Annotated in this window: 25 protein-coding genes; 4 read left to right on the plus strand and 21 right to left on the minus strand. The window is 66.9% G+C overall.

The window, feature by feature from the left end; translation table 11 throughout:
* Window positions 1-90: 90 nt before the first annotated feature.
* The gene (locus NV401_RS11150) at window positions 91-942 is read right to left on the minus strand and encodes an ABC transporter permease (protein WP_261294501.1); all 852 of its coding nucleotides are present in this window, start codon (window positions 940-942) and stop codon (window positions 91-93) included.
* 60 nt (window positions 943-1,002) lie between these two features.
* On the opposite strand from NV401_RS11150, the gene NV401_RS11155 reads away from it, so the two are divergent.
* Window positions 1,003-1,752 carry a GcrA family cell cycle regulator gene (locus NV401_RS11155; protein WP_261294502.1) on the plus strand — a complete coding sequence of 250 codons (750 nt, stop codon included), beginning with the start codon at window positions 1,003-1,005 and terminating at the stop codon, window positions 1,750-1,752.
* Between the two features lie 202 nt (window positions 1,753-1,954).
* Here NV401_RS11155 and NV401_RS11160 read toward each other — a convergent pair whose 3' ends face one another.
* Window positions 1,955-2,809, minus strand: coding sequence for an outer membrane protein (locus tag NV401_RS11160; RefSeq protein ID WP_261294503.1), 855 nt, complete (start codon window positions 2,807-2,809; stop codon window positions 1,955-1,957).
* Window positions 2,810-3,205: 396 nt separating this feature from the next.
* On the opposite strand from NV401_RS11160, the gene parE reads away from it, so the two are divergent.
* On the plus strand, window positions 3,206-5,188 hold the full coding sequence (gene parE, locus NV401_RS11165; RefSeq protein ID WP_261294504.1) for a DNA topoisomerase IV subunit B: 1,983 nt from the start codon (window positions 3,206-3,208) through the stop codon (window positions 5,186-5,188).
* Between the two features lie 24 nt (window positions 5,189-5,212).
* On the plus strand, window positions 5,213-6,376 hold the full coding sequence (locus NV401_RS11170; RefSeq protein WP_261294505.1) for a protein kinase family protein: 1,164 nt from the start codon (window positions 5,213-5,215) through the stop codon (window positions 6,374-6,376).
* 7 nt (window positions 6,377-6,383) lie between these two features.
* On the opposite strand, the gene NV401_RS11175 is transcribed toward NV401_RS11170, so the two are convergent.
* The 5 genes from NV401_RS11175 to NV401_RS11195 form a co-directional block, all read right to left on the minus strand.
* The gene (locus tag NV401_RS11175) at window positions 6,384-6,641 is read right to left on the minus strand and encodes a hypothetical protein (protein ID WP_261294506.1); all 258 of its coding nucleotides are present in this window, start codon (window positions 6,639-6,641) and stop codon (window positions 6,384-6,386) included.
* Window positions 6,638-7,165: a GNAT family N-acetyltransferase gene (locus NV401_RS11180; protein WP_261294507.1), complete on the minus strand. Its 528-nt coding sequence runs from the start codon at window positions 7,163-7,165 to the stop codon at window positions 6,638-6,640. The genes NV401_RS11175 and NV401_RS11180 overlap by 4 nt, the downstream gene beginning before the upstream one ends.
* Entirely contained in the window at window positions 7,162-7,956 is a 795-nt protein-coding gene (locus NV401_RS11185) for a LysR family transcriptional regulator (protein WP_261294508.1), read from the minus strand. Before NV401_RS11185 ends, NV401_RS11180 begins: the two co-directional genes overlap by 4 nt.
* Complete coding sequence (gene apaG, locus NV401_RS11190; protein ID WP_261294509.1) at window positions 7,953-8,351, minus strand: Co2+/Mg2+ efflux protein ApaG; 399 nt, start codon at window positions 8,349-8,351, stop codon at window positions 7,953-7,955. Before apaG ends, NV401_RS11185 begins: the two co-directional genes overlap by 4 nt.
* 151 nt (window positions 8,352-8,502) lie before the next feature.
* The gene (locus NV401_RS11195; RefSeq protein ID WP_261294510.1) at window positions 8,503-9,711 is read right to left on the minus strand and encodes a trans-sulfuration enzyme family protein; all 1,209 of its coding nucleotides are present in this window, start codon (window positions 9,709-9,711) and stop codon (window positions 8,503-8,505) included.
* Window positions 9,712-9,764: 53 nt separating this feature from the next.
* On the opposite strand from NV401_RS11195, the gene NV401_RS11200 reads away from it, so the two are divergent.
* The gene (locus NV401_RS11200) at window positions 9,765-11,015 is read left to right on the plus strand and encodes a glycosyltransferase family 39 protein (RefSeq protein ID WP_261294511.1); all 1,251 of its coding nucleotides are present in this window, start codon (window positions 9,765-9,767) and stop codon (window positions 11,013-11,015) included.
* A 16-nt stretch (window positions 11,016-11,031) separates the two neighbouring features.
* Here the strand turns inward: NV401_RS11200 and map are convergent, their stop codons facing one another.
* From map to NV401_RS11270, 14 genes are all read right to left on the minus strand, one after another.
* Window positions 11,032-11,859 carry a type I methionyl aminopeptidase gene (map, locus tag NV401_RS11205; RefSeq protein ID WP_261294512.1) on the minus strand — a complete coding sequence of 276 codons (828 nt, stop codon included), beginning with the start codon at window positions 11,857-11,859 and terminating at the stop codon, window positions 11,032-11,034.
* Window positions 11,859-12,956: a glycosyltransferase gene (locus NV401_RS11210; RefSeq protein ID WP_261294513.1), complete on the minus strand. Its 1,098-nt coding sequence runs from the start codon at window positions 12,954-12,956 to the stop codon at window positions 11,859-11,861. Before NV401_RS11210 ends, map begins: the two co-directional genes overlap by 1 nt.
* The gene (leuB, locus tag NV401_RS11215) at window positions 12,953-13,996 is read right to left on the minus strand and encodes a 3-isopropylmalate dehydrogenase (RefSeq protein WP_261294514.1); all 1,044 of its coding nucleotides are present in this window, start codon (window positions 13,994-13,996) and stop codon (window positions 12,953-12,955) included. Before leuB ends, NV401_RS11210 begins: the two co-directional genes overlap by 4 nt.
* Before the next feature lie 52 nt (window positions 13,997-14,048).
* Window positions 14,049-14,675 (minus strand): DNA repair protein RecO, encoded by a 627-nt coding sequence (gene recO, locus NV401_RS11220; RefSeq protein WP_261294515.1) that lies wholly within the window; start codon window positions 14,673-14,675, stop codon window positions 14,049-14,051.
* Window positions 14,676-14,749: 74 nt separating this feature from the next.
* On the minus strand, window positions 14,750-15,664 hold the full coding sequence (locus NV401_RS11225; protein ID WP_261294516.1) for a GNAT family N-acetyltransferase: 915 nt from the start codon (window positions 15,662-15,664) through the stop codon (window positions 14,750-14,752).
* The gene (locus NV401_RS11230; RefSeq protein WP_261294517.1) at window positions 15,661-16,611 is read right to left on the minus strand and encodes a polysaccharide deacetylase family protein; all 951 of its coding nucleotides are present in this window, start codon (window positions 16,609-16,611) and stop codon (window positions 15,661-15,663) included. The genes NV401_RS11225 and NV401_RS11230 overlap by 4 nt, the downstream gene beginning before the upstream one ends.
* A gap of 51 nt (window positions 16,612-16,662) precedes the next feature.
* The gene (locus tag NV401_RS11235) at window positions 16,663-19,464 is read right to left on the minus strand and encodes a DUF3857 domain-containing protein (protein WP_261294518.1); all 2,802 of its coding nucleotides are present in this window, start codon (window positions 19,462-19,464) and stop codon (window positions 16,663-16,665) included.
* Window positions 19,465-19,645: 181 nt separating this feature from the next.
* Window positions 19,646-21,565: an excinuclease ABC subunit UvrC gene (gene uvrC / locus NV401_RS11240; protein WP_261294519.1), complete on the minus strand. Its 1,920-nt coding sequence runs from the start codon at window positions 21,563-21,565 to the stop codon at window positions 19,646-19,648.
* 173 nt (window positions 21,566-21,738) lie between these two features.
* Window positions 21,739-22,065 (minus strand): hypothetical protein, encoded by a 327-nt coding sequence (locus NV401_RS11245; protein WP_261294520.1) that lies wholly within the window; start codon window positions 22,063-22,065, stop codon window positions 21,739-21,741.
* Between the two features lie 184 nt (window positions 22,066-22,249).
* Entirely contained in the window at window positions 22,250-22,804 is a 555-nt protein-coding gene (locus tag NV401_RS11250; protein WP_261294521.1) for a F0F1 ATP synthase subunit B family protein, read from the minus strand.
* Complete coding sequence (locus NV401_RS11255; RefSeq protein WP_261294522.1) at window positions 22,797-23,291, minus strand: F0F1 ATP synthase subunit B family protein; 495 nt, start codon at window positions 23,289-23,291, stop codon at window positions 22,797-22,799. The genes NV401_RS11250 and NV401_RS11255 overlap by 8 nt, the downstream gene beginning before the upstream one ends.
* 28 nt (window positions 23,292-23,319) lie before the next feature.
* Window positions 23,320-23,532, minus strand: a complete 213-nt coding sequence (locus NV401_RS11260; RefSeq protein ID WP_260600460.1) for a F0F1 ATP synthase subunit C — start codon at window positions 23,530-23,532, stop codon at window positions 23,320-23,322.
* Between the two features lie 72 nt (window positions 23,533-23,604).
* Window positions 23,605-24,393: a F0F1 ATP synthase subunit A gene (locus tag NV401_RS11265; RefSeq protein WP_261294649.1), complete on the minus strand. Its 789-nt coding sequence runs from the start codon at window positions 24,391-24,393 to the stop codon at window positions 23,605-23,607.
* A 2-nt stretch (window positions 24,394-24,395) separates the two neighbouring features.
* Window positions 24,396-24,680 carry an AtpZ/AtpI family protein gene (locus tag NV401_RS11270; protein WP_261294523.1) on the minus strand — a complete coding sequence of 95 codons (285 nt, stop codon included), beginning with the start codon at window positions 24,678-24,680 and terminating at the stop codon, window positions 24,396-24,398.
* Between the last annotated feature and the right edge of the window lie 90 nt (window positions 24,681-24,770).

Raw genomic sequence — 24,770 nt, forward strand, 5'->3', positions numbered from 1 at the left:
GGGGCTCTCCGCATGCGCAACCGTAGCGCTGCCGGCCCCCCCCCTCCGTCACGCTTCGCGTGCCACCTCCCCGTACCGGGGAGGAGTAGCTCAGTTCTTCAGCCGCCAGCCGCCCTTGAGCAGCGCGTAGCAGATCACGCCGAGCACCACGTCGATCGCCAGGATCACCAGGCTGCCGATCCAAACCGGCGAATCGGCCACGCCGAGAAAGCCGTAGCGAAAGCCCGAGATGATATAGAAGAACGGGTTGGCATGGCTGATCGCCTGGAATGTCGGCGACAGGCGGTCGACCGAATAGAAGGTGCCCGACAGCAGCGTCAGCGGGCCGACGACGAAATTGCTCACCGCCGCGGCATGATCGAACTTCTCCGCCCAGATCGAGGTCAGCACGCCGAGCAGCGCCAGGAACACCGAACCGAGCAGGCCGAACCACAGGATCGCCAGCGGATTGTGCGGCAGCACGTGCACGCCGGGCCAGACCAGCATCGCCAGCCATACCGCGAAGCCGACGCAGAAGGCGCGCGTCACCGCGCCGCCGACCAATGCGGTCAGCAGTTCCGCGGTGGACAGCGGCGGCATCAGATAATCGACGATCGTGCCCTGGATCTTGCCCACCAAAAGCGAGAAACTGGCATTCGCAAAGGCGTTGGTCAGCATCCCCATCACGATCAGCCCCGGCGCCAGAAAATCGGCGAAGGCGACGGTCTCGCCGCCGACATGCACCGCGCTCCGGCCGCCCATCGCGACGGTGAAGACGATCAGGTACAGCAGCGTCTGGATTGCCGGCGCCCAGATGGTTTGCAGCTGCACCTTGAAGAAACGGCGCACCTCCTTGATATAGAGGGTGCGAAGACCGCCCCAATTGACGTTCCGGATGACTGGAACGCCGGGGGCGTTCATTACCGACGATGGAATGTCGCCGATGGGGGGCTGGCTGCTCATGGTGCCCGCGCTAAAGCGTGGCGCCGCCGCCTGCAACCCGGCAGTAGAGATGGGATAGATATGAGCTGGACCGACGAGCGGATCGATACGCTGCGCAAGATGTGGGAAGGCGGCAGCACCGCCAGCCAGATCGCCGAGGAGCTGACCGGCGTCAGCCGCAATGCGGTGATCGGCAAGGCCCACCGCCTGGGGCTGCAGTCGCGCCCGTCGCCGGTCAAGCCGAACGAACCCGGCGCCGCCAAGCCCGCCGCCGCGGCGCCGACCGCCGCGGCCGAGCCGGTCGCCCCCAAGGCAGCGGCTGCGCCCGCGCCCGCACCGGCCCCCGTGGTCGCCGCAGCGCCCGTGCCCAAGCCGATCGAGCGCGTCGCCGCGCCGACGCCCGCGCCGGCCGCGACGGTTGAGGTAGACGAGGACGAGGATGACGACGATGCGAGCGACACGCCGGTCGTCGCCGCGCCGGCCGCGCCGGCAGCCCCGATCATGCGCTCGGTCGGCCCCGGCGGCTTCCTGCGCCAGGCCCCCGGCGAGCAGCAGGCGCCGATCACGCCGGCCCCGCCGCGCCGCCTGGTGCCGGCCAAGCCGTCGCCCGAAATGGCCGACAAGACGAGCCTGCTCGATCTCAACGACAAGGTGTGCAAGTGGCCGCTCGGCCATCCCGGCGAGCCGGACTTCCATTTCTGCGGCGACAAGGTGAACCCGGGCTTCCCTTATTGCGTCGCGCATTGCGGCCACGCCTATCAGGCGCAGCTGCCGCGCCGCGACCGACGTCCGCCGCCGCCGTTGCCGTTCGGCGGTGCCCGCGCCCGCTGAGGCGCGCGGCCCCACGGGCAATAAAAAACCCCGCTGCAGCCGGATGGCCGCAGCGGGGTTTTTATTTGCATGGCAACGTGGGTCGTCCGGGATGACTAGATTGCTGTCCGAGTCATATATCCCTGGGGCCGCGCCGGCCGGGGTGCAAACCCGGCTGAGAGCGCCCCGGACCGCGAACGGCCCGGGATGCTCCGCCTAACTCTTAGAAGCGGAAGGCCGCCACAGCGCGGACGCTGTGCGACTTCAGCCGGTCGTCGCTGCGCTGCAGATCCGTGCCCTGTGCATTGCCCAGGAGGAACGGATTGGTGGCCGCCGTGGTGCCGGTGTTGCCGGCACGAACCGTGTAATCGTCGTCCTTCAGCGTCTTGTACTGATATTCCAGACCGACCGAGAAGTTGCTGCCGACCTTCTGCTCGACACCGCCGCCGACGACATAACCCCAGGCGTCGTTCTTGCCCGAGCTGCTGAACGCATTGGCCGTGTTGCTGGTCTCGAACGAGTGATCGACCTTGGCATAGGCGACGCCGCCGGTGCCGTAGAACAGCGTCTTGTTCGCGGCGAAGCCGAGACGCAGGCGCGCGCTGGCGTCATAATCGACTTCGCGCGTGAACGTGTAGGACGCCGGCGTGGTGCTGAAGCCCGTGACGCTGTCGCGGATCTCGCTCTTGCCGAATTCGCCGACCGCGCCGACGACGATCGCGCCAAACTGCTTGTCGAAGCCGATGCGTGCGGCATAGCCCGTGCCGTCCTTGTTCTGGCGGCAGCCATTGGCAGCGCTGGTGCCATTGGCCTGGCCACGGCAGAAGCCCGGCTGGAACGCATTGGTGTTGCCGTTCGCCTGCGGAGCCGCGAGCGTCAGCGTGTCACCATAGGTGCCATCGAGGTTGCGATCGAACTGGATCGAATCGTTCCCGCCCTTGGGCTGGAAATCATAGCCGAGCGAACCGCCGACATAGGGGCCGTCGAAGGGGGCGTCGTCGGTCTGCGCCGAGGCCGGTGCGGCCATGGCCAGCGCCGCTGCGCCACCGGCGAGAACGAAAAACATCTTGTTACGCATTAAAAACTCCTAGGCGAGGATATCCCCGCGGCTCGAACGATCGCCAGCGCGAATGGAAACATTGCTGGAACATTACATTTGATCACGTGGCATTCCTGCCACGCTGGCCAGGTCGAGCGGCGTTCCCGCGCTGCCCTGCTGGCCATGCCCCCTATCCCAACACTGCCCGCGGGCAGCGTTGCGAATCTCTCAGGCGCCCGACGCCGCGATCGTTCCCGATCGATCGGGTGGGAAAATTTGGATACGCACTACAGTCCCTTTCAGCAGCGTCAGGCCTGCGGGAAACGCCCTAGGCCAGCTTTCGCCGCATCCCTAATCCAGATTAGTAAAACCTGTTGCATCGCAGCAACACCGGGGCCGCTTGGCAGCGCCTGCCCCGCGGCCCTATAGCAGGCCATGGCCGATGACCTGTTCGCTTCCAAAAATACCCCGACTAGCGATTACGATGCATCCTCGATCGAGGTGCTGGAAGGACTGGAACCCGTCCGGCGCCGCCCGGGCATGTACATAGGCGGCACGGATGAACGTGCGCTGCACCATCTCGCGGCCGAAGTGCTCGACAATGCGATGGACGAGGCGGTGGCGGGCCATGCCAACCGGATCGAGATCACGCTGGAGGTCGGGAACCGCCTGACGATCGTCGATAACGGCCGCGGCATGCCGGTCGATCCGCATCCCAAATTCCCCGGCAAGTCGGCATTGGAGGTGATCCTCACCATGCTGCATTCCGGCGGCAAGTTCGACGGCAAGGCCTATGCCACGTCGGGCGGGCTGCACGGCGTGGGCATTTCGGTGGTCAACGCGCTGTCGTCCGACACGGTGATCGAGGTCGCGCGCAACAAGACGATCTACCGCCAGTCCTTTTCGCGCGGCCTGTCACTCGGGCCGCTCGAGGCGCTCGGCCCGACGCCCAATCGCCGCGGCACGCTGGTCAGCTTCGTCCCCGACGAGCAGATTTTCGGGCCGGTGCTGCTGTTCAAGCCGGCGCGGCTGTACAAGCTCGCCCGCTCCAAGGCCTATCTGTTCGCCGGCGTCGAGATCCGCTGGAAGTGCGCGCCCGAGCTGATCACCGACGACACGCCGGCCGAGGCGATGTTCCAGTTTCCCGGCGGCCTCGCCGATCACCTGCGCGAGCAGATCGCCGGCCGCGAATGCGCGACCGCCGACTTCTTCGCCGGCAGCCAGGATTTCCCCGGCGAGAATCAGGGCCGCGCCGAATGGGCGGTGGCCTGGCCGCTATGGAGCGACGGATCCTATTCCTGGTATTGCAACACGATCCCGACGCCCGACGGCGGCACGCACGAAGCCGGCCTGCGCGCCGCCTTGGTGCGCGGCCTGCGCGGCTTCGGCGATCTCGTCGGCAACAAGAAGGCCAAGGACATCACCGCCGACGACGTGATGATCGGCAGCGAGCTGATGCTCAGCGTGTTCATCCGCGAACCGCAGTTCCAGAGCCAGACCAAGGATCGCCTGACCAGCCCGGAAGCGACCGCGATGGTCGAAAAGGCGATGCGCGATCATTTCGATCACTGGCTGAGCCACAATATGGAGCGCGGCAAGGCGCTGCTCGGCTATATCCTCGAGCGGATGGACGAACGGCTGCGCCGCAAGGCGGAGCGCGAGGTCAAGCGCAAGACCGCGACCAGCGCGCGCAAGCTGCGGCTGCCGGGCAAGCTCACCGATTGCTCGTCGGACGATCCCAAGGGCACCGAGATCTTCATCGTCGAGGGCGACAGCGCCGGCGGCTCGGCCAAGCAGGCGCGCGATCGCAAGACGCAGGCGATCCTGCCGATCCGCGGCAAGATCCTGAACGTCGCCAGCGCCACGCTACAGAAGATCGCCGCCAATTCGGAAATCGCCGATCTGATCCAGGCGCTCGGCTGTGGCACCCGCAAGGACTGCCTGCCGGACAATCTGCGCTACGAACGCATCGTCATCATGACCGACGCCGATGTCGACGGCGCGCATATCGCGACCTTGCTGATGACCTTCTTCTTCCAGGAAATGCCCGATCTGGTGCGCCGCGGGCATCTGTATCTGGCGCAGCCGCCGCTCTATCGCCTGACCGCCGGAACCAAATCGCTCTACGCGATGGACGACGCCCATCGCACCAAGATCGAGAATGGCGTGTTCAAGGGCAAGAAGGTCGATGTCGCGCGCTTCAAGGGGTTGGGCGAGATGAACCCGATGCAGCTTCGCGAAACGACGATGGATCCCAAGACGCGCTCGATGTTGCGCATCACGCTGCCGCAGGAATATGAAGAGCGCGCTGGTGTCAAAGACTTGGTCGATCGCCTGATGGGCAACAACCCCGCCCATCGCTTCGCGTTCATCCAGGAAAATGCCGCCCGGTTCGACGAAGAGGCGATCGACGCCTGATCAGGCGCATGCGGGAGTTGAGCGATGGTGATTCGCGGAATTCTTTTATCGGCACTGTCGACGCTGCCGATTCCCGCCCTGGCGCAGCAGCAATCGCCGCCGCCCGCGCAGCGCGACATCATCGTCACGGCGATGCCGCTGGAACGCACCGAAGCATTGTTGCGTGACTGTCTGGCCCGCCAGTGTCCACCCAAGGAGGATATCGACGCAAGCCTGGCACATGCCGAGAATGCTTTCGTGGCAGGCGATTACAAAACTGCGCGAACGACCTTGCTGGCATCGATCCGACGCAACAAGAAGTATGCGGCGACCCTGCCGGTCGACGTATCGGATCTCATGCGCGCGCAATCGCGCGTGGCAGTCCATCTCGGGGAGAAGGCGAGCTACCTCTCTAGTACGCGCGACGTGGTGGCGACCCTCAAGGCCGGGCTGCCCGAAAGCGACTCTCGTATCCTAGATGCACGGATCGCTGTCGGAGACAGCCAGGCGAAAATCGGCAACGTCAATACCGCGGTTCGCATCTATCGCTCGGTCATCGAACGGGCCCAAAAATACGATCTGGGACAAACGGCAAGCTACGCGCAGTTGCGCATCGCCAACCTATTTGCTTCGCTCGCCGAGCAGGACGTGATCTATCGCGAAGCGGCCGATCGCGAACTCGCGGCGCTTGCTGACCTGACCGACCCCAAATTCGCGCGATTTTCCGGTGCAGCGAAGGTCATGCTGGCACGCGCGGCGGCGCGGCGCGGCGACATGACCCAGGTCGATCGCTTGGTCGATAGCTTGAAGGCCAATGCCGAGACGACGCCGATATTGTTATACGCGCCGCCGCTGGTGCCGGATCGACTGCCAGGGAGCGGCCCGCTGGTCACCACGGTCAATCGCGTATTGACGAGCAACGTCGACAAACAATGGGTCGATATCGGCTTTTGGATCGGCACCGATGGCAAGGTCAGCGACATTGAAATCCTGCGCGAGAGCCCCAGTCTGTCTGGACATTGGGTCGAACCCGTGAAAACGGCGCTGATCGGCCGGCGCTATGCGCCCTTTACGCCGAAATCCGCCAGATCGGGGATGCAGCGGGTGGAGCGCTATACATTCACGGCGTTCTGGAGCGTCAAATTGGGATCCCGCATCCGCTCGCGCGATCCCGAGACGCGCATCGAGATGATCGATCTGACGAGTTAGGCGCCGGTCAGTCGCGCTTCATCCGCCGCGCGTGATAGATCGTGCGCATCGCCATCGCCGCCAGCATGTTGAGCACGCCCAGCGCCAGCGCGGCGATCGGCACCAATGTCGGTAGTTCGGGCAGCCATAGCCGCCGCGCGACCGCCAGCGCCGCGCCGACGAGCAGGAAGGCGACGCCGGTCAGCCTGAGCGGGCGAGCGATTGCGGCGAGTTCGCGGCTATATGCGGCGCGCTGCGTGGGGTCGGTGAGGTCGGGCGGGGTCATCGTTTGATCCAATCGTCGGCGAGCAGGCCCCAGATGAAGGAATCGCGCACGCCGATATGCGTTTCCCATTCGCCGCGCAGCCGCCCCTCCTGCACAAAGCCAAGACGCGCCAGCAGGCGGTTCGAGGCGCTATTGTCGGGATCGGTATCGGCGAAGATGCGGCGCTGGCCTTCCTCGCGCAGCAGCAGGTCGATCAGCCGCGTCACCGCCTCCTGAGCATAGCCCTGGCCCCAGGCCGAACGCACCAGCATATAGCCGATCTCGCTCACCCCCGGCCGCTTCGCACCGGCCCACAGCGTGCCGATCGCGACATCGTCGGCCTGCCGCGTGATCGTCCAGCCGCGCGCGCCGGCCTGGTCCAGGCGCTGTGCCAGATAGGCATGCGTTTCGGCAACGTCGGCGTGCGGGCCGCTCGACCACCATTGCATCAAATGGGGGTCGCAATAGGCCTGGTGCAGCGCCTCGGCATCGTCGATCTGCGTCGGGCGCATGCGTAAGCGCGCGCTCTCGAACGTCGCGCTCACGACGTGGCCAGCGCCTCGACCAGCGCCTTGACCTTCTTCTGGCGCCATTGCGGCAGCGGCGCGACCAGCCAATAGCCCTTGGCGGACGGCTGCGCGTCACCCACCCTGACCACGCGCCCCGCGGCAAGATCGATCGCGGCGAGCAGTTCCGGCACGGTGGCACGGCCCAGCCCTTCGGCGGCGGCGTCGAGCGCCAACCCGGCATCGCCGACGCGCACCAGCGACACCGCTTCCTCCTTGAGGCAGCCGGGCCAGGAAATATGCGTGTCGACGCCCCCGCCCGGCCGCTCGACCGTCACCAGCCCCTCGGATTCGAGCGCCTCGCCTTCATGCGCGCCGGGCCCGTCGCCCCAGCGGATCGCCAGATCGAGATTGGCCTCGGTAAAGTCCACATCCTCGTCGGCCGAGACCAGGGCAAAGCGCAGTTCGCCATCGGCGCGCGCGATTTCGGCGAGCCGCGGCATCAGCCATTTCTCGGTAAAGTCGCGCGGCGCGGCGATGGTCAGCGATTTCGACGTCTGCCCGGCCTGCATCGCGCGCACCGCTTCCTCGAATTCGAGGAAACCCTGGCGCAGCGCGCCGAGCCCGGCGGCGCCCTCCGGGGTCAGTTCCAGCCCCTTGGTCGTGCGGCGGAACAGCACGACGCCGAGCGTATCCTCCAGCGCGCGGATCTGCTGGCCGACCGCGGCCGGCGTGACGGCAAGCTCGTCCGCGGCGCGGGTGAAGGACAGGTGGCGCGCCGCGGCGTCGAGCACGCGCAGCCCGTTGAGCGGAAGGTGCGTGCGTTTCACGCCCCCACCGCCGGCGCGAGCAGGGCGAAGCGCGGAATCGCGACATCGAACCCCGCGCCGTCCTCGTCGACCATATGATAGCTGCCCTGCATCTGCCCGGTCGGCGTGGCGAGCGGACAGCCCGAGACATAATCAAAGCTCGCACCCGGCGCGATCATGGGCTGTTCGCCGATCACGCCCTCGCCCTCGACCGAATGCCGTGCGCCGCGCCCGTCGGTGATCACCCAGTGACGGGTCAGCAACTGCACCGCCTGCGGCCCCTCATTCTCGAGCCGCACATGATAGGACCAGAACCAGCGCCCGCGCTGCGGCTCGGACTGTTCGGGCAGATAGCTGACCGACACACGCACGATGATCCCCCGCGTCTCGGCAACGTTGGGGAAGAGGGCCTTCATGAGCTGCGTCCCGCGGCAAGCACCACCCCGGCGAACGCCGGGGCCCAGTCGCGAAGGTTGCTGTATCGGTGCGCAACGCCCGCCGACGTCTGTTCCACAACTGGGCCCCGGCTTCCGCCGGGGCGGTGTGCGACGGAAGCGTGAACGTGATTCACAGCCCGACCTTGGTCAGCGCCTGATCCAGATCCGTGATCACGTCCAGCGGATCTTCCAGCCCGACGTTGAGCCGCAACAGATTTTCCGTCACGCCCATCTCGATCCGTTTCTCTTCCGCCACGCCGTAATGCGTGGTCGAGGCAGGATGCGTCATCAGCGAGCGCGAATCGCCGATATTGTTGGAGATATCGACCAGTTCGAGCGCGTCGAGCAGGCCGTGCGCCTGGGCGCGGCCGCCGGCGACTTCGAACGCGAAGATCGGCCCGCAGGCATCCATTTGGCGCATCGCCAGATCGTGCTGCGGGTGGCTCGCCAAGCCCGGGTGCAATATGCGCGGGACGCGCTTTTCGAGGAATGCGCCGACCTTCAGGCTGTTCTCGCTCTGGCGCTTGATGCGCAGGTCGAGCGTCTCCAGCCCCTTCAGCACCACCCAGGCGTTGAACGCGCTAAGGGTCGGCCCGGTGTTGCGCGTGAACGGCAGCAGCACATCGTTGATGAAGGCGCTGGTGCCGCACACCGCGCCGGCCAGCACGCGGCCCTGCCCGTCCATCATCTTGGTCGCGCTATAGGCGGTGACGTCGGCGCCGAAATCCATCGGCCGCTGCAGCGCCGCGGTGGCGAAGGCATTGTCGACCACGCTGGTGATGCCGTGGCGCTTGGCGATGTCGCACACCGCCTGCAGATCCACGACGTCCATCGTCGGATTGGCCGGGGTCTCGAAGAAGAACACCTTGGTGTTGGGGCGCACCGCGTCCGCAAACGCCTGCGGGTCGCGCGCATCGACGATCGTCGTCTCGATTCCGAACTTGGGCAGCAGCGTATCGGTCAGCCAGCGGCACGAGCCGAACGCGGCGCGCCCGCCGACCAGATGATCGCCCTGCTGCAACTGGCACAGCAGCACCGCGGTCATCGCCGCCATGCCGGTGGCCATGGTGCGGCACGCCTCGGCGCCTTCCATCAGCGCGATACGGTCTTCCAGCATCTGCACCGTCGGGTTCTGCAGGCGCGAATAGGTCATGCCCTCCTGCTCGCCGGCGAAGCGCGCGGCGGCATCGGCGGCGCAATCGTAGCTATAGCCCGAGGTCAGGAACAACGCTTCGGACGTTTCGCCGAATTCGCTGCGCGCGGTGCCGCCGCGCACGGCCTGCGTGGCGGGGCGCCACTGGTTGGTGATCTCGCGGTTCTGTCCGGTGCGGCGTTTCATGGCCCACGCTTTGCCGGGTGACGAAGCGGGCTGCAAGGCTGTAACGAGAATCGATGCCCGTCGCGCCTGCACCCAACCGCCCGATCCTGCCCGCGACGCTGATCGGCGCCGCCGCGCAATTCCTGTTCACGCTGAACATCGCGCGCCCGAGCATCCTGATGTTCGACGAAGTGCATTACGTGCCCGCCGCGCGCAAGCTGCTGGCCCTGCTCGGCCCCGCCAATATCGAGCATCCGCTGCTCGGCAAGACGCTGATCGCGGCCGGCATCTGGGCGTTCGGCGACAACCAGTTCGGTTGGCGCCTGCCCTCGACGCTCGCCGCCACCGCGGTGGTGCTGGGCGTGTTCGGGATCCTGTGGGTGCTGTTCCACAACACGCGCACCGCGGTGTTCGGCGCGCTGTTCACGATGCTCAACTTCACCGTGTTCATCCAGGCGCGGATCGGGATGCTCGACGGCTTCATGGCCGCGTTTCTCGTGCTGGCGCTGCTCGCCCTGCTGCACGCCGCTTATGCCCCGCCCGGCCGCGTATGGCGGCAATGGATCCTGGGCAGCGTGCTGCTCGGGCTCGCGGTCGGGGTGAAATGGGCCGCCGCGCCCTATGTCGCCTGGGTCGCGCTCGGCTTCCTCGCGCTGCGCTGGCGCGACCGCGGCGCGCCGCGGCATTGGCACGGGCTGGGCACGCTGCCGGCGCTCGCGCTGCTCGGCGCGGTCAGTGTGGCGAGCTATTGCCTGACCTTCGCGCCGGCCTTCTTCTACGCGTCCGAACCGATGACGCTGGCCGGGCTGATTCCGTTCCAGCAGACCATGTACCTGCAACAGACGCAGATCCTGCCGCCGCATCCCTATCAGTCGAGCTGGTGGAGCTGGCCGCTGATGATCCGCCCGATCTGGTACCTCTACGAACCGGCCGACGGGGCGCAGCGCGGCGTGCTGCTGCTCGGCAATCCGGCGATCCTGTGGGGCGGGCTGATCGCGGTCGCCTGGTGCGGCTGGACTGGCCTCAGGACCCGTGCCTGGACGCTGCTCGGCATTGCCGGCCTGTGGGGCGCGTCGCTGCTGATCTGGGCGATCATCCCCAAATCGCTCGGCTTCTTCTATTATTACTATCCCTCGACGATCTGGCTGAGCCTCGCGCTCGGCGCGGCGGCGCAGCGCTGGCCCGCGCGCCGCAAGCATTGGGACGACGCCTATCTTGCCGTCGCGGCCGTGCTGTTCGTCTATTTCTACCCGATCATATCGGCTGCCGCGCTGCCCGGGCCGCCGGCATTCAAATACTGGATGTGGCTGCCGAGCTGGGCGTGAGGATCGGGCAAACCACTCAGGCGTAGGGCGGGCGGTGCAGGCCTTTGGGGCTGGTGGTGAAGATCTCGCAGCCCTGCTCGGTGATGCCGATCGAATGTTCGAACTGCGCCGACAGCGAGCGATCGCGCGTCACCGCGGTCCAGTCGTCGTCGAGCATCTTCACCTCGGGCTTGCCGATATTGATCATCGGTTCGATCGTGAAGATCATGCCGGGGCGGAGCTCGGGGCCGGTGCCGGGCCTGCCGTAATGCGGCACGTCCGGCGTGTCGTGATAGACCAGCCCGACGCCGTGGCCGACGAAATCGCGCACCACGCCGTAGCGATGCTTTTCGGCATGGCGCTGGATCGCGTGACCGATATCGCCGAGCCGGTTGCCCGGCCGGGCCGCGGCGATGCCGAGCATCAGGCAGTCATAGGTCAGGTCGACCAGCCGCCGCGCCTTGAGCGCCACCTCGCCGACCAGGTACATGCGGCTGGTATCGCCGTGCCAGCCATCGACGATCGCGGTGAGATCGATGTTGACGATGTCGCCGTCCTTCAGCGTGCGCGCGCCCGGAATGCCGTGGCACACGACCTGGTTGATCGAGATGCAGCTGGTATGGGCATAGCCGCGATAGCCGACATTGGCCGGCACCGCACCCGCCGCGACGATCGCATCGCGCGCGAGATCGTCCAGCGCCTGCGTGCTGACGCCCGGCACCACCTGATCGGTCAGCGCATCGAGCGCGGCGGCGGCAACCTGCCCGGCGCGGTGCATGCCGGCAAACGCCTCGGGCCCGTAGAGCTTGATCTCGCCCGCGCGCCGCGCCGTGGCGACCGCATCGGCGGCAACATAGCGGGTCATCAATAGCGCCCCCAGACGAAGCGCGACGACACGGCATAGTTCCACACCGCGCCCACCGCGACGCCGATCGCCGCCGAGATCGCCCATTCGTGGCGCTGCACGTCGTGGAGGAATTCCGCCACGCCGACATTGGCGATCGCACCGACCGAGCAGACCAGGCAGAACGACACCCAGCCGCCGAACAGGCCCTTCGCGCCCTTGAGCCGCAGCTCGCGGTAAGTCAGCGCATTGTTGAGCAGGAAGTTGAACGTCATGGCCACCCCGGTGGCGACGATCACGCCAAGCCGGAAGCTCGTCTCGAGCCCCAGGAACAGCGTGCTGAGCACCGCCATGTGGATGCCCAGGCCAAGCAGCCCGATCGCCGAGAACATCGCGAAACGCACCGGCACGACATGGCCGAACATGCGATCGTACAGCGCGATCAGGAATTCCATCGCCACGACATGATCGAGCTTGCTCTCGCCCTCGGTGCGGACGCGGAACGTATAGGGGAATTCGCGGAACTTGAGCGGCCGCTTGCTGGTCGTCATGATGTCGAGCAGGATCTTGAAGCCGATCGCCGACATGTCGTGCGTCAGATCGCGGACGATCGCACTGCGGATCATGAAGAAGCCGCTCATCGGATCCTTTAGCTCGGCCTTCAGCACGCCGCGCGCGAGCTTGGTGGCGAAGGCGGATTTGGCGACGCGGTCGCTGTCCCACTCGCCGGTGCCGCCGCCGGGCACGAAGCGCGACCCGATCGCGACATCGAGCGTTGCATCGGCCTGCAGCGCATCGAGCATCGCCGGCAGGATCGTCTCGTCATGCTGCAGATCGCCGTCGATCACCGCGACGACCGGCGCGGCGGTGGCGCACATGCCCTCGATGCACGCCGAGGACAGACCGCGCCGGCCGATGCGCTGGATCACCCGCACGCGGGGATCGCTACGCGCGATTTCCCGGGCGATATCCGCCGTGCCGTCGGGGCTGTCGTCGTCGACGAAGATCGCCTCCCAGCGCCGCCCGGCGAGCGCCGCTTCCAGCTTCGCCACCAGGGTCGGCACGTTGGCGGATTCGTTGAACGTCGGGATGACGATCGCCAGCTCGAGCAGGCTCATAGGTGGGCGAGCACCGCATCGCCCATCGCCACGGTCGACAGCGTGCCGCCGAGATCCGGCGTGCGCGCGCCGCCGATCAGCGCCTTGCCGACCGCCGCTTCGATCCGGTCCGCCGCGCCCGGATTGCCCAGCGAATGGCGCAGCATCATCGCTGCTGACAGGATCGTCGCGCAGGGATTGGCCTTGCCCTGACCGGCAATATCGGGCGCGCTGCCGTGGATCGGCTCGTACAGTCCCTTGCCCGCGCTATCGAGCGAGGCGGACGGCAGCATGCCGATCGAGCCGGCGCACATGCTCGCCTGATCGGACAGGATATCACCGAACAGATTGCCGGTGACGATCACGTCGAACTGTCCGGGATTGCGCACCAGCTGCATCGCGCAATTATCGACATACATGTGGCTGAGCGCAACCTGCGGATATTGCGCGGAAAGCTCGATCACCACGTCGCGCCACAGCTGCGAGGTCTCAAGCACATTGGCCTTGTCGACCGAGCACAATTTCCCGCCGCGCTTAGCCGCGGTCTGGAAGCCGAGATGCGCGATGCGCGTCACTTCCGCCTCGTCGTAACTCATCACGTCATAGCCTTCGCGCAGGCCGGCAGGCGTCGTGCGCATGCCCTTCTCGCCGAAATAGACGTCGCCGTTCAGTTCGCGCACGATCACCATGTCGATCGCCGCGGCGACTTCGGGGCGCAGCGCGGAGGCGTCTTCCAGGCCAGGGAACAGCTTTGCCGGGCGTAGATTAGCGAACAGCGTTAGTTCCTTGCGCAGCCCGAGGATCGCCTGTTCCGGGCGCAGCGCGCGTTCGAGCGTGTCGCACGACGGATCGCCGACCGCGCCGAACAGGATCGCATCGGCACGCCGGGCGAGATCGAGCGTCTCGGGCGGCAGCGGGTGCCCGGTGGCATGATAAGCCGCGCCGCCGACCAGAGCCTCCTCGAACGTCAGGTCCAGCGACAGTGCATCGAGCACGCGGCGCGCCTCGGCAGTGACTTCGGGCCCGATGCCGTCTCCGGCGAGGATTGCGATCAGCGGCATGGAAATTTCCCGGAAAAACGAGCTCGCCGAGCCTTTGCCGCCCCGCTTCGCCTCACGCAACTGCCCTTTTCAGCCGCTCGATCAGCCGCGCGCGCGCGCTGAGCGTATCGCGACGGCGATCGACGAGGATATCCGTCTCCAGCGCCGCCCCCGTCACCTTGAGCGCGGCGAGAATATCGGGCCATCCGGCCTCGCCGCCGGTGCGCAGGATATCGGGCAGGTCGTCGCTCTCCAGCCCATAGCCAAGCTCGGCCAGCAGCAGCAGTTCGAACCGCGCCAGCGCCACCGCCCAGCCGCGCGCCGCCGGCGCCGCCTCGATCGCGCCGATCACGCCGGTCAGCGCGCCGTGCACGCGCACATAGGGCTGCGCCTCGGGCAGCGCAGTGGCGGTGAGCGCAGTGACCCATTCGAGCGCGGCGGCGGGCAGCGGCTCGGCATAGAGCGGTGCACGGCTGCGGATCAGCTCCAGCGTCAGGCCGGCAAGCTGGTCGTCGGTGCGCGCGCGCCAGTCGCCAAGCACGAGATTGCCCGGCTGCAGGATCGGACGGATGCGCCGCGAGCGCCCGCCGCGGACATAGCCCGCCTGCAGTCCGTGCTCGGCGGTCAGCGCGCGCACGATGGCGCCATGCTCGCCATGCTGGCGGACGGCGAGGATCAGGGCTTCGGCGCGGAGCTGCATGGGAGCCCCTTACACCGCTCCCACCGGGAGAGGGAGGGCCCCGCTGCGCGCTCCCTCTCCTGATGGGAAAGGGGTTAAGCCCGCCGGATCTTCTTCGCCCAATCCCCCAGGCCGAAGCGCTGTACGCCGCGCTTCGCCAGCGCCGTGCCCCGATCGAACGTCGCCAGCGCGAGCATCGTCAGCCGGTTGCCGGGGCTCGCGCGCAGCAGCAGCACGTCGACGCAGGCCACGCCGCCGGTGGAGAACTGCCGTTTATGCTGCCCCTCGCCCTCGGTGAAATCGAACCGCGCCAGCCCCGGCGCGCCGCAGAGGTCGCGCATCGCCTCGAGCTGCAGCACCCCGCCCGGCGACAGATCGTTGAACGCGGGATCATGGCCGAGATAATCGTAGCGCACCGTGCCCGCCTCGATCGGGCAATAGAGATAGGCGGCCGGCGCTTCGCCGACATAGAGCAGCCAGCCGCGCACCGCGTCCGCCGCCGCCAGCGCCGCCATGCGCTGCACGAACGCGGCATCGGCCGGCAGGCCGGCGCCGAGCAATTTCTCCTGATAGGTCGTCGCTGAGATTTGCCGCGCGACCGTGTGGAACGCGGTCATCTCCGCCGGCGTGCGGAAGCGCCGCACGTCGAGCGCGCCGCCCGATGTGGCCGCGACCTTCTTCGCCTTGCGCTTGAGCGACGAGCGCGTGTTCGACGACATGGTCGCGAGATAGGCCTCATAGCCGAGCGTCAGGTCCGCGAAATAGCGCGTGTAGCGCTGCCGCACGAAGGCGATCATCCCCGGACGCGCCGCGCTGATCGCGGCCAGCCGGTCCTCCGGCAGCGAGGTGATGTGATAGCCGTGCGCGGCGGCATCGAGCGGCGGCAGCGCCGGCACGGCACCGGCGATCACCGCGGCGAGATCGAGCGGCACACGCTGCAAGTGCCGCCGGATCGACGCCACGGTGCGCGCGCCGATCTGGAATTTGAGCGGCAGGCTCACCGCGTTCATCGCGCGCGTTCCTCGATCAGGTTGGACCAGGCCTGCTCGGCATAGCGCCAGCCGGTACGCAATGCGCTGGGCGCGAGCGGCACGTCGACCTGGTCGAGCGCCAGATCGACATCGGCGAAATGCGCCGTCGGCAGCACGGCGCGGCGCGTCGCAAGCAAGGCGCACAGCGCCTCGAACCGCCGCACATGCACGTTGTTGCGCCGCGTGCCGGCACGGTTGGCGAGCTCGAAACTGTGGCTGACGATCGTCACCGCGGCGTGCCCCTGCGCCGCTGCATGATCGAGCGCCGCCGCCATCTCGCCGCCGGACAGCGCGCAGATCTGGAAATTGCGCGCGCGCCCGGGACGATCGTGGATCAGCGTCACCGGTACCTCGATCAGCCCCTCGTGCCGCACCGGCGCGATCTGCGTGGCGGGCAGGCCGATCGCGCTCGGCCAGGGATGTTCCGCGCCGTTATGGCTGCTGTCGTAGCGAAAGCCGAGCGCGGCCAGCGCGCGCAGCGTCGCGTCGTTCGCGCTATAGCTGCCGGCGCGAAACGCCACCGGCAGCGGTGCGCCCGCCGCGACGAGCAGGTCGCGCGCGCGGGCGATCAGGTCGCGCTGCTCGTTCTGGCTGAAATCGATCAGCTCGAACCTACCATGGCTGGCGCCGCGATCCCCGGCGGTGGCGCCGGTCCAGTTGGGATGGAGATGCAGTTGCACCTCCTGCCCCGCAGCCAGAATCGCCTCCACCACGCGCTGCATCGGCGCCGGGCCGAACAATAAGGCGGGCAGCGGATCGACGAAAAAGCATGCCTTCAACCGGTGCCGCGCCAGCACCGCCAGCTGATAGGCGATGCCCACCCCGGCCGGCTCGATCGAACGATCGAACAAGGCGGCCGGATCGAGCCCGGCGGCGTGATGCCGCCAGGCCAGTTCGGTATCGACGGTCAGGAGCACGGGAGTCATGCCGGCGGCATAGCCGGTGCGAGGTGAAGATTTGCCGAACGATGTCGCGGGTCAGGGCACGATACCGTATTGCCCATAGCGCTCGTCGATCAGCGGCGCGATCATCCGCGCCGCCGCCAGATCGAGCGCCGCCGCCTTACTGTCGCCCTGCTTCTTGTGGATCACGCCGCGCATGTACAGGCTCGCGGCGAGGCCGGGCGACTGATCCAGTGCGGCATCGAGATCGGCCAGCGCATCGTCGAACTGGTTGAGACGGAAATAGACCATCGCGCGGCTGTCGAGCACCTTTTCCGATGAATCGCTGAGCGCGATCGCCTTGGTGCAATCCTTGAGCGCGGTATCGAGCATCACGTTCATCGTGCCCTTCAGCCAGCAGCGGCCGTTGAGCAGTTCGGGATTGCCCGGCGACTCGGCGATCGCCGCGTCGATCGTCCTGATCGCCGCGTCCTTATCGCCCAGCCGGCCGAGCAGTTCGGCCTTGCTCTGCATGAACCCGGTCTTGTCCTTGCCGCCTTCGTCGATCCGCGCGTCAACCAGCGCCAGTGCCTTGTCCTTCGCGCCGGTGTCGACATAGAGCTCGGCCAACTGCCCGATCGCATCACTCGAACCGGGATCGATCGTGCGCGCGGCCATGATATCGGCGAGCGCCTTCTGCTTGTCGCCGAGCGTGCGATACAGCCGCGCGCGCCACAGATAGGAGCTGACCGTCGGCTCGATCGCGATCGCCCGGCCGATATCCGCGATCGCCGCGGTCCGATCGTAGATCCGTTCGTAGAACCACGCCCGGTTGGTAAATCCCTCCGCCTTGTCCGGCTGGTCGGCGATGCCCTGTTTGTACAGCGCCAGGATCGGATCGAACGCCTTGGCCTGGCGGCCGGCCTGCACCGTCTGCCACTCCGGCGGATAGGCTGCAGGCGCGACGGCGCGCAGCATGTGCTGCTTGGCCTGCGCCAGTTTCTGCCGCGCCACGCCGATCTCGGCGACGGGGATTTCGGCACCGCTCGAAATCTGCCGGATATCGCTGGTGATGGCGCCATCGGCCAGCGAGGTGCTGCGCTCGATCCGCTTGCCGACCAGCGTATCGGCCATGGTCGGCGGCCCCTCCAGCGCGAAGCCCTTGCCGCCATCGGGCAGACGCACGCGCAGGTGCATGACATAATGCTCGGGATTGCCCGTCGAGACCGGGATATCCCGCCACGCTGCACGGTGCCGATCCGGATCGAAGCTCAGCTCGTTCAGCGCCGGATCCAGCGTCGTGCGATAGCGTTCGTTCTCGCGCTCCCAGCTCGGATAGGCGATGCCGCCCGCGGTCACCGTCGCGGTGCCGGCAGCGTCGTCGAAGCGGATGCCGCGCGTCACGATCGTCGCGCCCGAACCAACGAACGGCGCGGCCATCTGCGATGCCATCGCGGCCAATTGCTCCTTGCCGATCTGGCCCTGCACACCGCGCAGCGTCTGTGCCAGCGGCCCCCGCATCGTCACCGACAGGGTGAACGGCGCGGGCAGATTGAGCCCGGCGGATTCGTCGCGCTGCAGGTCGGCGGTGATCTCGGGTCGCGCGCTGGCGCGCATCGCCAGCGGGATCAGCGCGGCCCCCGCCGGGCGGAGCGGCAGCACGGTGCGGAACGGCGGCGTATCACGGATATCGGCGAGCAGCGTGCCGCTGCCCGTGCCGTCGAGCCACAGCGATTCGCCGGCGACCGTCGCGCGCACCAGCACGTGATCGAACGCGCCGGGGGTCGGCAGGCGTTCCGGCACCCAGTCGCCGAGCTGGCTATTGGCCAGCACCGGCTCCGCCTCGATGCCGAGATCGGCGAGGATGGCGAGCAGCAGCAGCGTCTTTGCCTTGCAATCGCCATAGCGCGCCGCCCAGGTCTGGGTCGGCGCCTGCGGCACGTAATTGCCGTTATCCATGCCCTTGAACAGGTACCGGACCTTTTCCTGAACCAGCTGCAGCGCGAGCGCGGCGCGCTTCAGCGGATCCTGCTCCGCGGCGGCGATCTTAGCCACTTCGCCGGCCAGCGGGCTGTTCGCCGCGATCAGCCCCTCGTGCGCATAGAGCGGCGCCATGATCTTCGAAATCCCGCTCCAATCGGTGAAGCTGGTCGCCTCGATCAGCGGCAGGCGGGTGAACCGCGGCGGCGCATCGCCGGGCATGTCGGGCTGCTTGGCCAGCGGCACGGTCATCGTCAGTTCGCGATACCCGCCCGCCGTCGTCACCTGCGGCACGGGCGCGGCGGCGCTGACCTTCCAGCGCACGTCCTGGCCCTGCGGCCAGAGCAGCCGCACGCGGCCAAAGGCGGCACGCACCGGATCGGCGGGCAATTGCGCGAAGGCCTGCACATTGCCCTGCAGCGTCATGTCCTTCTGCGTCTGGCTATAGGCCAGGTACAGCACATCGCCGACGCGCAATCCCTCGACCGCCATCGTCGCGGTGAGCATGCCGTTCATCATGCGCTGTTCGAGCTGTTCCTCGCGGCGCAGCACCGAGAACCGATCGCCGCCTTTCAGCAGATCGATATGCTCGGTGCCGCGGATGATCTCCGCGCTGTGGATGGTCAGATCGCCCTTGTCGGGCTGCCAGGGCAGCTTCACCGTGCCGAACGCATCGAGCATCTGCGGCGAGGAGATACGCGCGGCCTGCGCCGAATAGCTCGCCACTTCGCCGTCCTGCAGCCGCTGCTGGCTGTCCATGATCAGGAAGATCGGCGCATCGGCAGATAGCTTGGCGGCGTCGATTGCCGGGGCCGGCTTCACCCAGGCCGGCGCCGGGGCATAAAGCGGCTTGTCCCCCGCCTGCGCGGTGCCGCCCGCCACCACCACGAGCGTGGTGAACAAAATAAGCCGAACCATGCACTTACCCCCGTAAATCGGGGGTCAGTCTAGCGCAGGCTCGGCGTGTAGCAACCGGCAATCGCCCGGCCCCACGCACCGTCAACCTGCACTCGTTTCAGGTTCCATCGCGCCCCATGTCCGAGCACCGATGAGGCGCGATGGATCCTGACTTTCGTCAGGATGACGGTTTGGGATGGGCTCACCGCCCGTGGTAGAAATCATACACTTGCTGCGCGACTGCCGCCGACACGCCGGGCGCCTGCTGCAGATCCGCCAGGCTGGCATTGCGCACCGCCCGCCCGGTGCCGAAATGCATCAGCAGCGCCTTCTTCCGCGCCGGCCCGATGCCCGGCACCTCGTCCAGCGGGCTCGCGCCGATCGCCTTGCTGCGCTTGTCGCGATGCGCGCCGATGACGAAGCGGTGCACCTCGTCGCGCAGCCGCTGCAGGTAGAACAGCACCGGCGCGTTGACCGGCAGCTGGAACTCGCGCCCGTCGAGCATATGGAACACTTCGCGCCCGTCGCGGCCGTGCATCGGCCCCTTGGCAATGCCGACCAGGCACACGTCCTCGATGCCCATTTCCTCGAGGATCGCCTTGCACGCGTTGAGCTGCCCGCGCCCGCCATCGATCAGCACGAGATCCGGCCAGTCGCCCGAATCGCGATCGGGATCCTCCGCCTGCGCGCGGGCGAAGCGGCGCTGGAACACTTCGCGCATCATGCCGAAATCGTCGTTGGTCTGCGCCTGCTTGATGTTGAACTTGCGGTACTGGCCCTTGCGGAATCCTTCCGGCCCGGCGACGACCATCGCGCCGACCGCCGCACTGCCCTGGATATGGCTGTTGTCGTACACCTCGATCCGGTCGGGCGGCTCGGCCAGATCGAACAGCTCGGCGACTTCGCGCAGCAATTTGGCCTGCGTGGTGCTTTCCGCCAGCCGCCGCTCGAGCGCCTCGACCGCGTTGCGCTGCGCCTGCTCCATTAGCCGCTTGCGCGTGCCCCGCTGCGGCACCGACAGCGCGACCTTGTAGCCGACCGCCCCGCCCAGTGCCTCGCCGAGCAGCTCCGCCTCGGGCAGATCGCGATCGACGAAGATCGCCTTGGGCGGCGGCACTTCCTCGTAGAATTGCATCAGGAAGCTGGTCAGCACGTCCGCTTCGCCCACTTCGTTGGTGTGCTGCGGGAAGAAGCTGCGATGGCCCCAATTCTGCCCGCCGCGGATGAAGAAGGCCTGGATGCCCATCACGCCGTTCTGGTTGGCGAGCGCGAAGATGTCGGCATCGCCGACACCCTCGGCGTTGATCGCCTGCGAGCCCTGGATGAAAGTGAGCGCGCGCAGCCGATCGCGCAGGATCGCGGCGAGCTCGAAATCCATCGCGGCGGCGGCTGCCTCCATCTGCCCGCCAAGCTTAGCCTGCACCTGCGTCGATTTGCCGCCGAGGAACGCCTTGGCGTCGTTGTTCAGCTCGGCATAGGCCTCTTTCGAGATCCGGCCGACGCACGGCGCCGAGCAGCGCTTGATCTGGTACAGCAGACACGGCCGGTCGCGCGTCTTGAAGAAGCCGTCGGTGCACGAGCGCAGCAGGAACAGCTTCTGCAACGCGTTGAGCGTGTTGTTGACCGATCCGGCGCTGGCGAACGGGCCGTAATAATTGCCCGTCGCCCGCCTGGCGCCGCGATGCTTCTGGATGCGCGGGAAATCGTGGTCGGAGCGCAGCAGGATGAACGGAAAGCTCTTATCGTCGCGCAACAGCACGTTGTACGGCGGGCGATAGCGCTTGATCAGCTGCGCCTCGAGCAGCAGCGCCTCGGCCTCGTTGTTGGTCGTCACGATCGTCATGCTGCGGGTCTGCGCGATCATCCGCTGCAGCCGCTTCGACAGGCGATCGACCTGCGTGTAATTGGTCACGCGGTTCTTGAGCGCGCGCGCCTTGCCGACATACAGCACGTCGCCGCGTGCATCCTGCATCCGGTACACGCCGGGCCGGGTCGGCAGCGTGGCGAGCACGTTGCGGATCGCCGCCACCCCCGCCTCCAGGTCGGGCGCATCGCCGCTGCCGCGAACGGCGAAGGTGGATTTCTCTTCGTTGAAACGGTCGGGGGCATTGGGCGAGGACATGCGGGGGATTTAGGGACTCGACGCCCGCCGCACCAGCCGTTGTGTGCGCCTGCCTACCCACACTGCCGTCATCCTGAACTCGATTCAGGATCCATCGCGCCACACGAGCGATCGCCACTGAGGCATGATGGATCCTGACTTTCGTCAGGATGACGGTAGCGTGTCGGGAGAGGTTACTTGATCGCGGCGAGATCCGCCGACGTCTTGGCCAGCATCTCGGGGGTGATCGCGCCGCCCGCCATCGGGGCGACCTGGTTGAGCGACATGCCCTTGAACTGTTCGAACATTGGATGCGTCGTAGTGCCCGGCATGTCCTGGTCGAGCACCGCCTTGGCCGCAGGATCGGCAACGATCGTGGCGAGCGGCGTATCGAGCGTGAATTTGGCGGTCGATGCCGCTGGGGCCGGGGCGGCGGGCGGCGCGACCGGGGCGGAGGTGGCGGTCTGCGCCGAAGCGACGGCGGGCAGCAGCAGGGCAGCGGCGAGAACGACGAATTTCATGCTTCACTCTCCGGATCGATGGCGCGATTCGCCAGCGATCCGATGCGTAGCGCGATTGGTTTCGATTCGAAATGCGCTGGATCAACATCGCCGTCCCGGCGCGGGCCGGACCTGTCGGCGATGCCGTCGCTCCGACACCGGCAGCCGCGGCCTGCACCGCGGTGACGGCGATCGGTGGAGAGGCTTAGTTCAGCCGTCCCAGGCCGGCAATCGTACGATCGACCAGCGGTTGGTCGGCCGCCGCGTCGTGACGCTCGGCGATGATCGACGATGCGGCGCGCGCCGCCGCCTCGGCCGCATGCGCCCGTACTTCGGCGATGGCGAGGCGCTCGGCCGCGCCGATCTTGTCCTCGGCCATCTTGCCGCGCCGTGCGACCAGCTCGGCGGCATGCGCCTGGGCGTCGCTGATCAGGGTTGCCGCTTCCGCCTCGGCATGGGCGACGATCGCTGCGGCATCGCCGGCGCTCGCCTTGTCGCGTGCTTCGGCCTTGGCCAGCAGCGCTTCCGCCTCGGCGCGCAACGCCGCCGCCTCGTCGAGATCGTGGCGGATCGTCGCAATCTTGGCATCGAGCATCCGCCCGATCAGCGCCGGGACTTTCTGCCACAGCATGATCAGGATGACGACGAGCATCGACAAGGCGACGAAGCCCGGCGCCGAAATGCCGAACGCGGTCGGCATATGATGCAGCTCGGCTACACCGGTTTCGGCGACCGCTTCCACTGCGTGTCCCTCAGCCATGCGCGCGTTCCGCCCTTACTTTCTGTTCGATCGTGGCACGATCCACCACCACGCCCGAAAGCTTGGCAACGATATCCTGCACCGCATCGACCGTCGCGGTTTCGATTTCCGCCTCGGCCGCAGCCTTGGCATGGTCGATCCGCGTCGCCGCTGCAGCAATCCGGTCCTGCGCATCGGCATCGCCGGCCTTCAGCGTAGCCTCGGTCGAGGCGAGCGCCTGTTCCTTGGCCGCGCCGACGGTCTTGAGCGATTGCGCACGGGCCGTGTCGAGACCGCTCTGGTAAGCAGTCTCCAGTCCCTGCGCGCGCTCGTTCGCCCGGTGCGCGGCATCGAGGTCACCCGCGACGCGAGCGGCACGATCGTCGATCGTGCGCTCGATCTTGGGGACCATCGCCTTGCCGATCCCGAAATAGATCAGCGCGAACACGATCGCGAGCCAGAACAGCTGCGACGCGTAAATCTCACCTATTTGGGAAATCTGTGGCATGACGAATTATTCCTTCGTTCTTCGCGTCTTAGCGAACGACGAAGAGGATGAGGATGGCGACGACGAAGGCGATCAGGCCCAGAAGCTCGGCACCGGCGAAGCCGATGAACAGGCGGCCCTGCTGGCCGTCTGCTGCGCTCGGGTTGCGCAGTGCGCCTTCAAGATACTTCGCGAACACGTTGCCCACGCCGAGCGACGCAATGCCGCAACCGATCGCTGCCAGGCCGGCACCGAGATACATTGCACCAAGATCAGTCATGTCAGAACTCCTACGAAAATCAGATGGTAATGAGAAACTTGTCGAAACCGGCGACTAGTGCAGATGCACCGCGTCGTGAAGATAGAGCGAGGTGAGCAGCGCGAACACATAGGCCTGGATCGCGCAGACCAGCAATTCCAGCGCGCTGACGCCGACGATCATCACGAAGCTGAGGATCGAGACCATCCAGCCGAGCGGACCGCCGCTGGAAAAGCCCTGCACCACGAAGCTGCCGAACACTTCGAGCAGGATATGCCCGGCGGTCATCGCGACGAACAGTCGCAGCGCGAGGCTGAACGGGCGGACCATGAACGACAGCAATTCGACCGGCGGGATCAGCCACAGCAGCCACCACGGCGTGCCGTGCGGCACGAACAGGCTGAAGAACTTCAGGCCGTGCTTGGCGAAACCGACCAGCAGCACGATCGCGAACGACAAGAACGCCAGCACCGCGGTGACGGTGATATGGCTGGTCACCGCGAAGGTGTGCAGCCCCGGCACGATCGCCAGCGGCATCACGCCGACCAGATTCGCGAACAGGATGAAGAAGAACAGCGAGAAGATGTACGGCGCGAACTTCTTGCCGCCCTTGCCGATGTTCACGTTGACCATGTTGTCGATGAACCCGACCGCGCCTTCGGCCATCACCTGCCAGCGGCCGGGGATCAGCTCGCGCTTCATCCCGCCGACCATGAACAGGGCGAGCAGCACGAAGACCACGACCATGAACAGGGCCGAATTGGTGAACGACACGTCATACCCGAAAAGATCCATGTGGCGGCCCAGCACGGGCTCCACCAGGAACTGTTCCATCGGGTCGATCTTGCCGGCGCTCGCTGCCACAGTCACTCTGCGCGCTCCTTAGAAATCTTCATGATGTTCATGAACGCGCCGATGATGGCGAGCGTCAGAACGATCAGCAGCCCCCAGGGCGAGGTGCCGAACCAATTGTCGATCGCCCAGCCGATGATGCCGCCGCCGAACAAGGCGCCGAGCAGCAATGCAAGCACGCGACCGCCCTGCGAATAGCCCCTGCCGACCTGACCGGCCGCGCCGCCACGCACCGGTTCACCGCCGCGCGCTTTCGCGATTCGGCTGGTGAGGTCGTCGGTGGAGCGATTGTCGGACAAGAGCGGGAAGGTCCTGATAAGAAAACGCCGCCACACCGAGGGTGCAGCGACGAGGGAATGTGGGAGCGACGCCCCCGTTGCGCGGTCCGT

It is taken from the genome of Sphingomonas hylomeconis, assembly GCF_025370105.1.
Lineage (GTDB): Bacteria > Pseudomonadota > Alphaproteobacteria > Sphingomonadales > Sphingomonadaceae > Sphingomonas > Sphingomonas hylomeconis.

Coding starts and splice junctions, on each gene's coding strand:
- NV401_RS11225 (WP_261294516.1), bottom strand. CDS start 15,664: ATGAACGCGGTGAGCCTGCCGCTCAAATTCCAGATCGGCGCGCGCACC.
- NV401_RS11250 (WP_261294521.1), bottom strand. CDS start 22,804: ATGGCTGAGGGACACGCAGTGGAAGCGGTCGCCGAAACCGGTGTAGCC.
- NV401_RS11155 (WP_261294502.1), top strand. CDS start 1,003: ATGAGCTGGACCGACGAGCGGATCGATACGCTGCGCAAGATGTGGGAA.
- NV401_RS11200 (WP_261294511.1), top strand. CDS start 9,765: ATGCCCGTCGCGCCTGCACCCAACCGCCCGATCCTGCCCGCGACGCTG.
- parE (WP_261294504.1), top strand. CDS start 3,206: ATGGCCGATGACCTGTTCGCTTCCAAAAATACCCCGACTAGCGATTAC.
- NV401_RS11150 (WP_261294501.1), bottom strand. CDS start 942: ATGAGCAGCCAGCCCCCCATCGGCGACATTCCATCGTCGGTAATGAAC.
- apaG (WP_261294509.1), bottom strand. CDS start 8,351: ATGAAGGCCCTCTTCCCCAACGTTGCCGAGACGCGGGGGATCATCGTG.
- recO (WP_261294515.1), bottom strand. CDS start 14,675: ATGCAGCTCCGCGCCGAAGCCCTGATCCTCGCCGTCCGCCAGCATGGC.
- NV401_RS11175 (WP_261294506.1), bottom strand. CDS start 6,641: ATGACCCCGCCCGACCTCACCGACCCCACGCAGCGCGCCGCATATAGC.
- NV401_RS11160 (WP_261294503.1), bottom strand. CDS start 2,809: ATGCGTAACAAGATGTTTTTCGTTCTCGCCGGTGGCGCAGCGGCGCTG.
- NV401_RS11245 (WP_261294520.1), bottom strand. CDS start 22,065: ATGAAATTCGTCGTTCTCGCCGCTGCCCTGCTGCTGCCCGCCGTCGCT.
- uvrC (WP_261294519.1), bottom strand. CDS start 21,565: ATGTCCTCGCCCAATGCCCCCGACCGTTTCAACGAAGAGAAATCCACC.
- NV401_RS11210 (WP_261294513.1), bottom strand. CDS start 12,956: ATGAGCCTGCTCGAGCTGGCGATCGTCATCCCGACGTTCAACGAATCC.
- NV401_RS11260 (WP_260600460.1), bottom strand. CDS start 23,532: ATGTATCTCGGTGCCGGCCTGGCAGCGATCGGTTGCGGCATTGCGTCG.
- NV401_RS11255 (WP_261294522.1), bottom strand. CDS start 23,291: ATGCCACAGATTTCCCAAATAGGTGAGATTTACGCGTCGCAGCTGTTC.
- map (WP_261294512.1), bottom strand. CDS start 11,859: ATGACCCGCTATGTTGCCGCCGATGCGGTCGCCACGGCGCGGCGCGCG.
- NV401_RS11195 (WP_261294510.1), bottom strand. CDS start 9,711: ATGAAACGCCGCACCGGACAGAACCGCGAGATCACCAACCAGTGGCGC.
- NV401_RS11170 (WP_261294505.1), top strand. CDS start 5,213: ATGGTGATTCGCGGAATTCTTTTATCGGCACTGTCGACGCTGCCGATT.
- leuB (WP_261294514.1), bottom strand. CDS start 13,996: ATGCCGCTGATCGCAATCCTCGCCGGAGACGGCATCGGGCCCGAAGTC.
- NV401_RS11235 (WP_261294518.1), bottom strand. CDS start 19,464: ATGGTTCGGCTTATTTTGTTCACCACGCTCGTGGTGGTGGCGGGCGGC.
- NV401_RS11230 (WP_261294517.1), bottom strand. CDS start 16,611: ATGACTCCCGTGCTCCTGACCGTCGATACCGAACTGGCCTGGCGGCAT.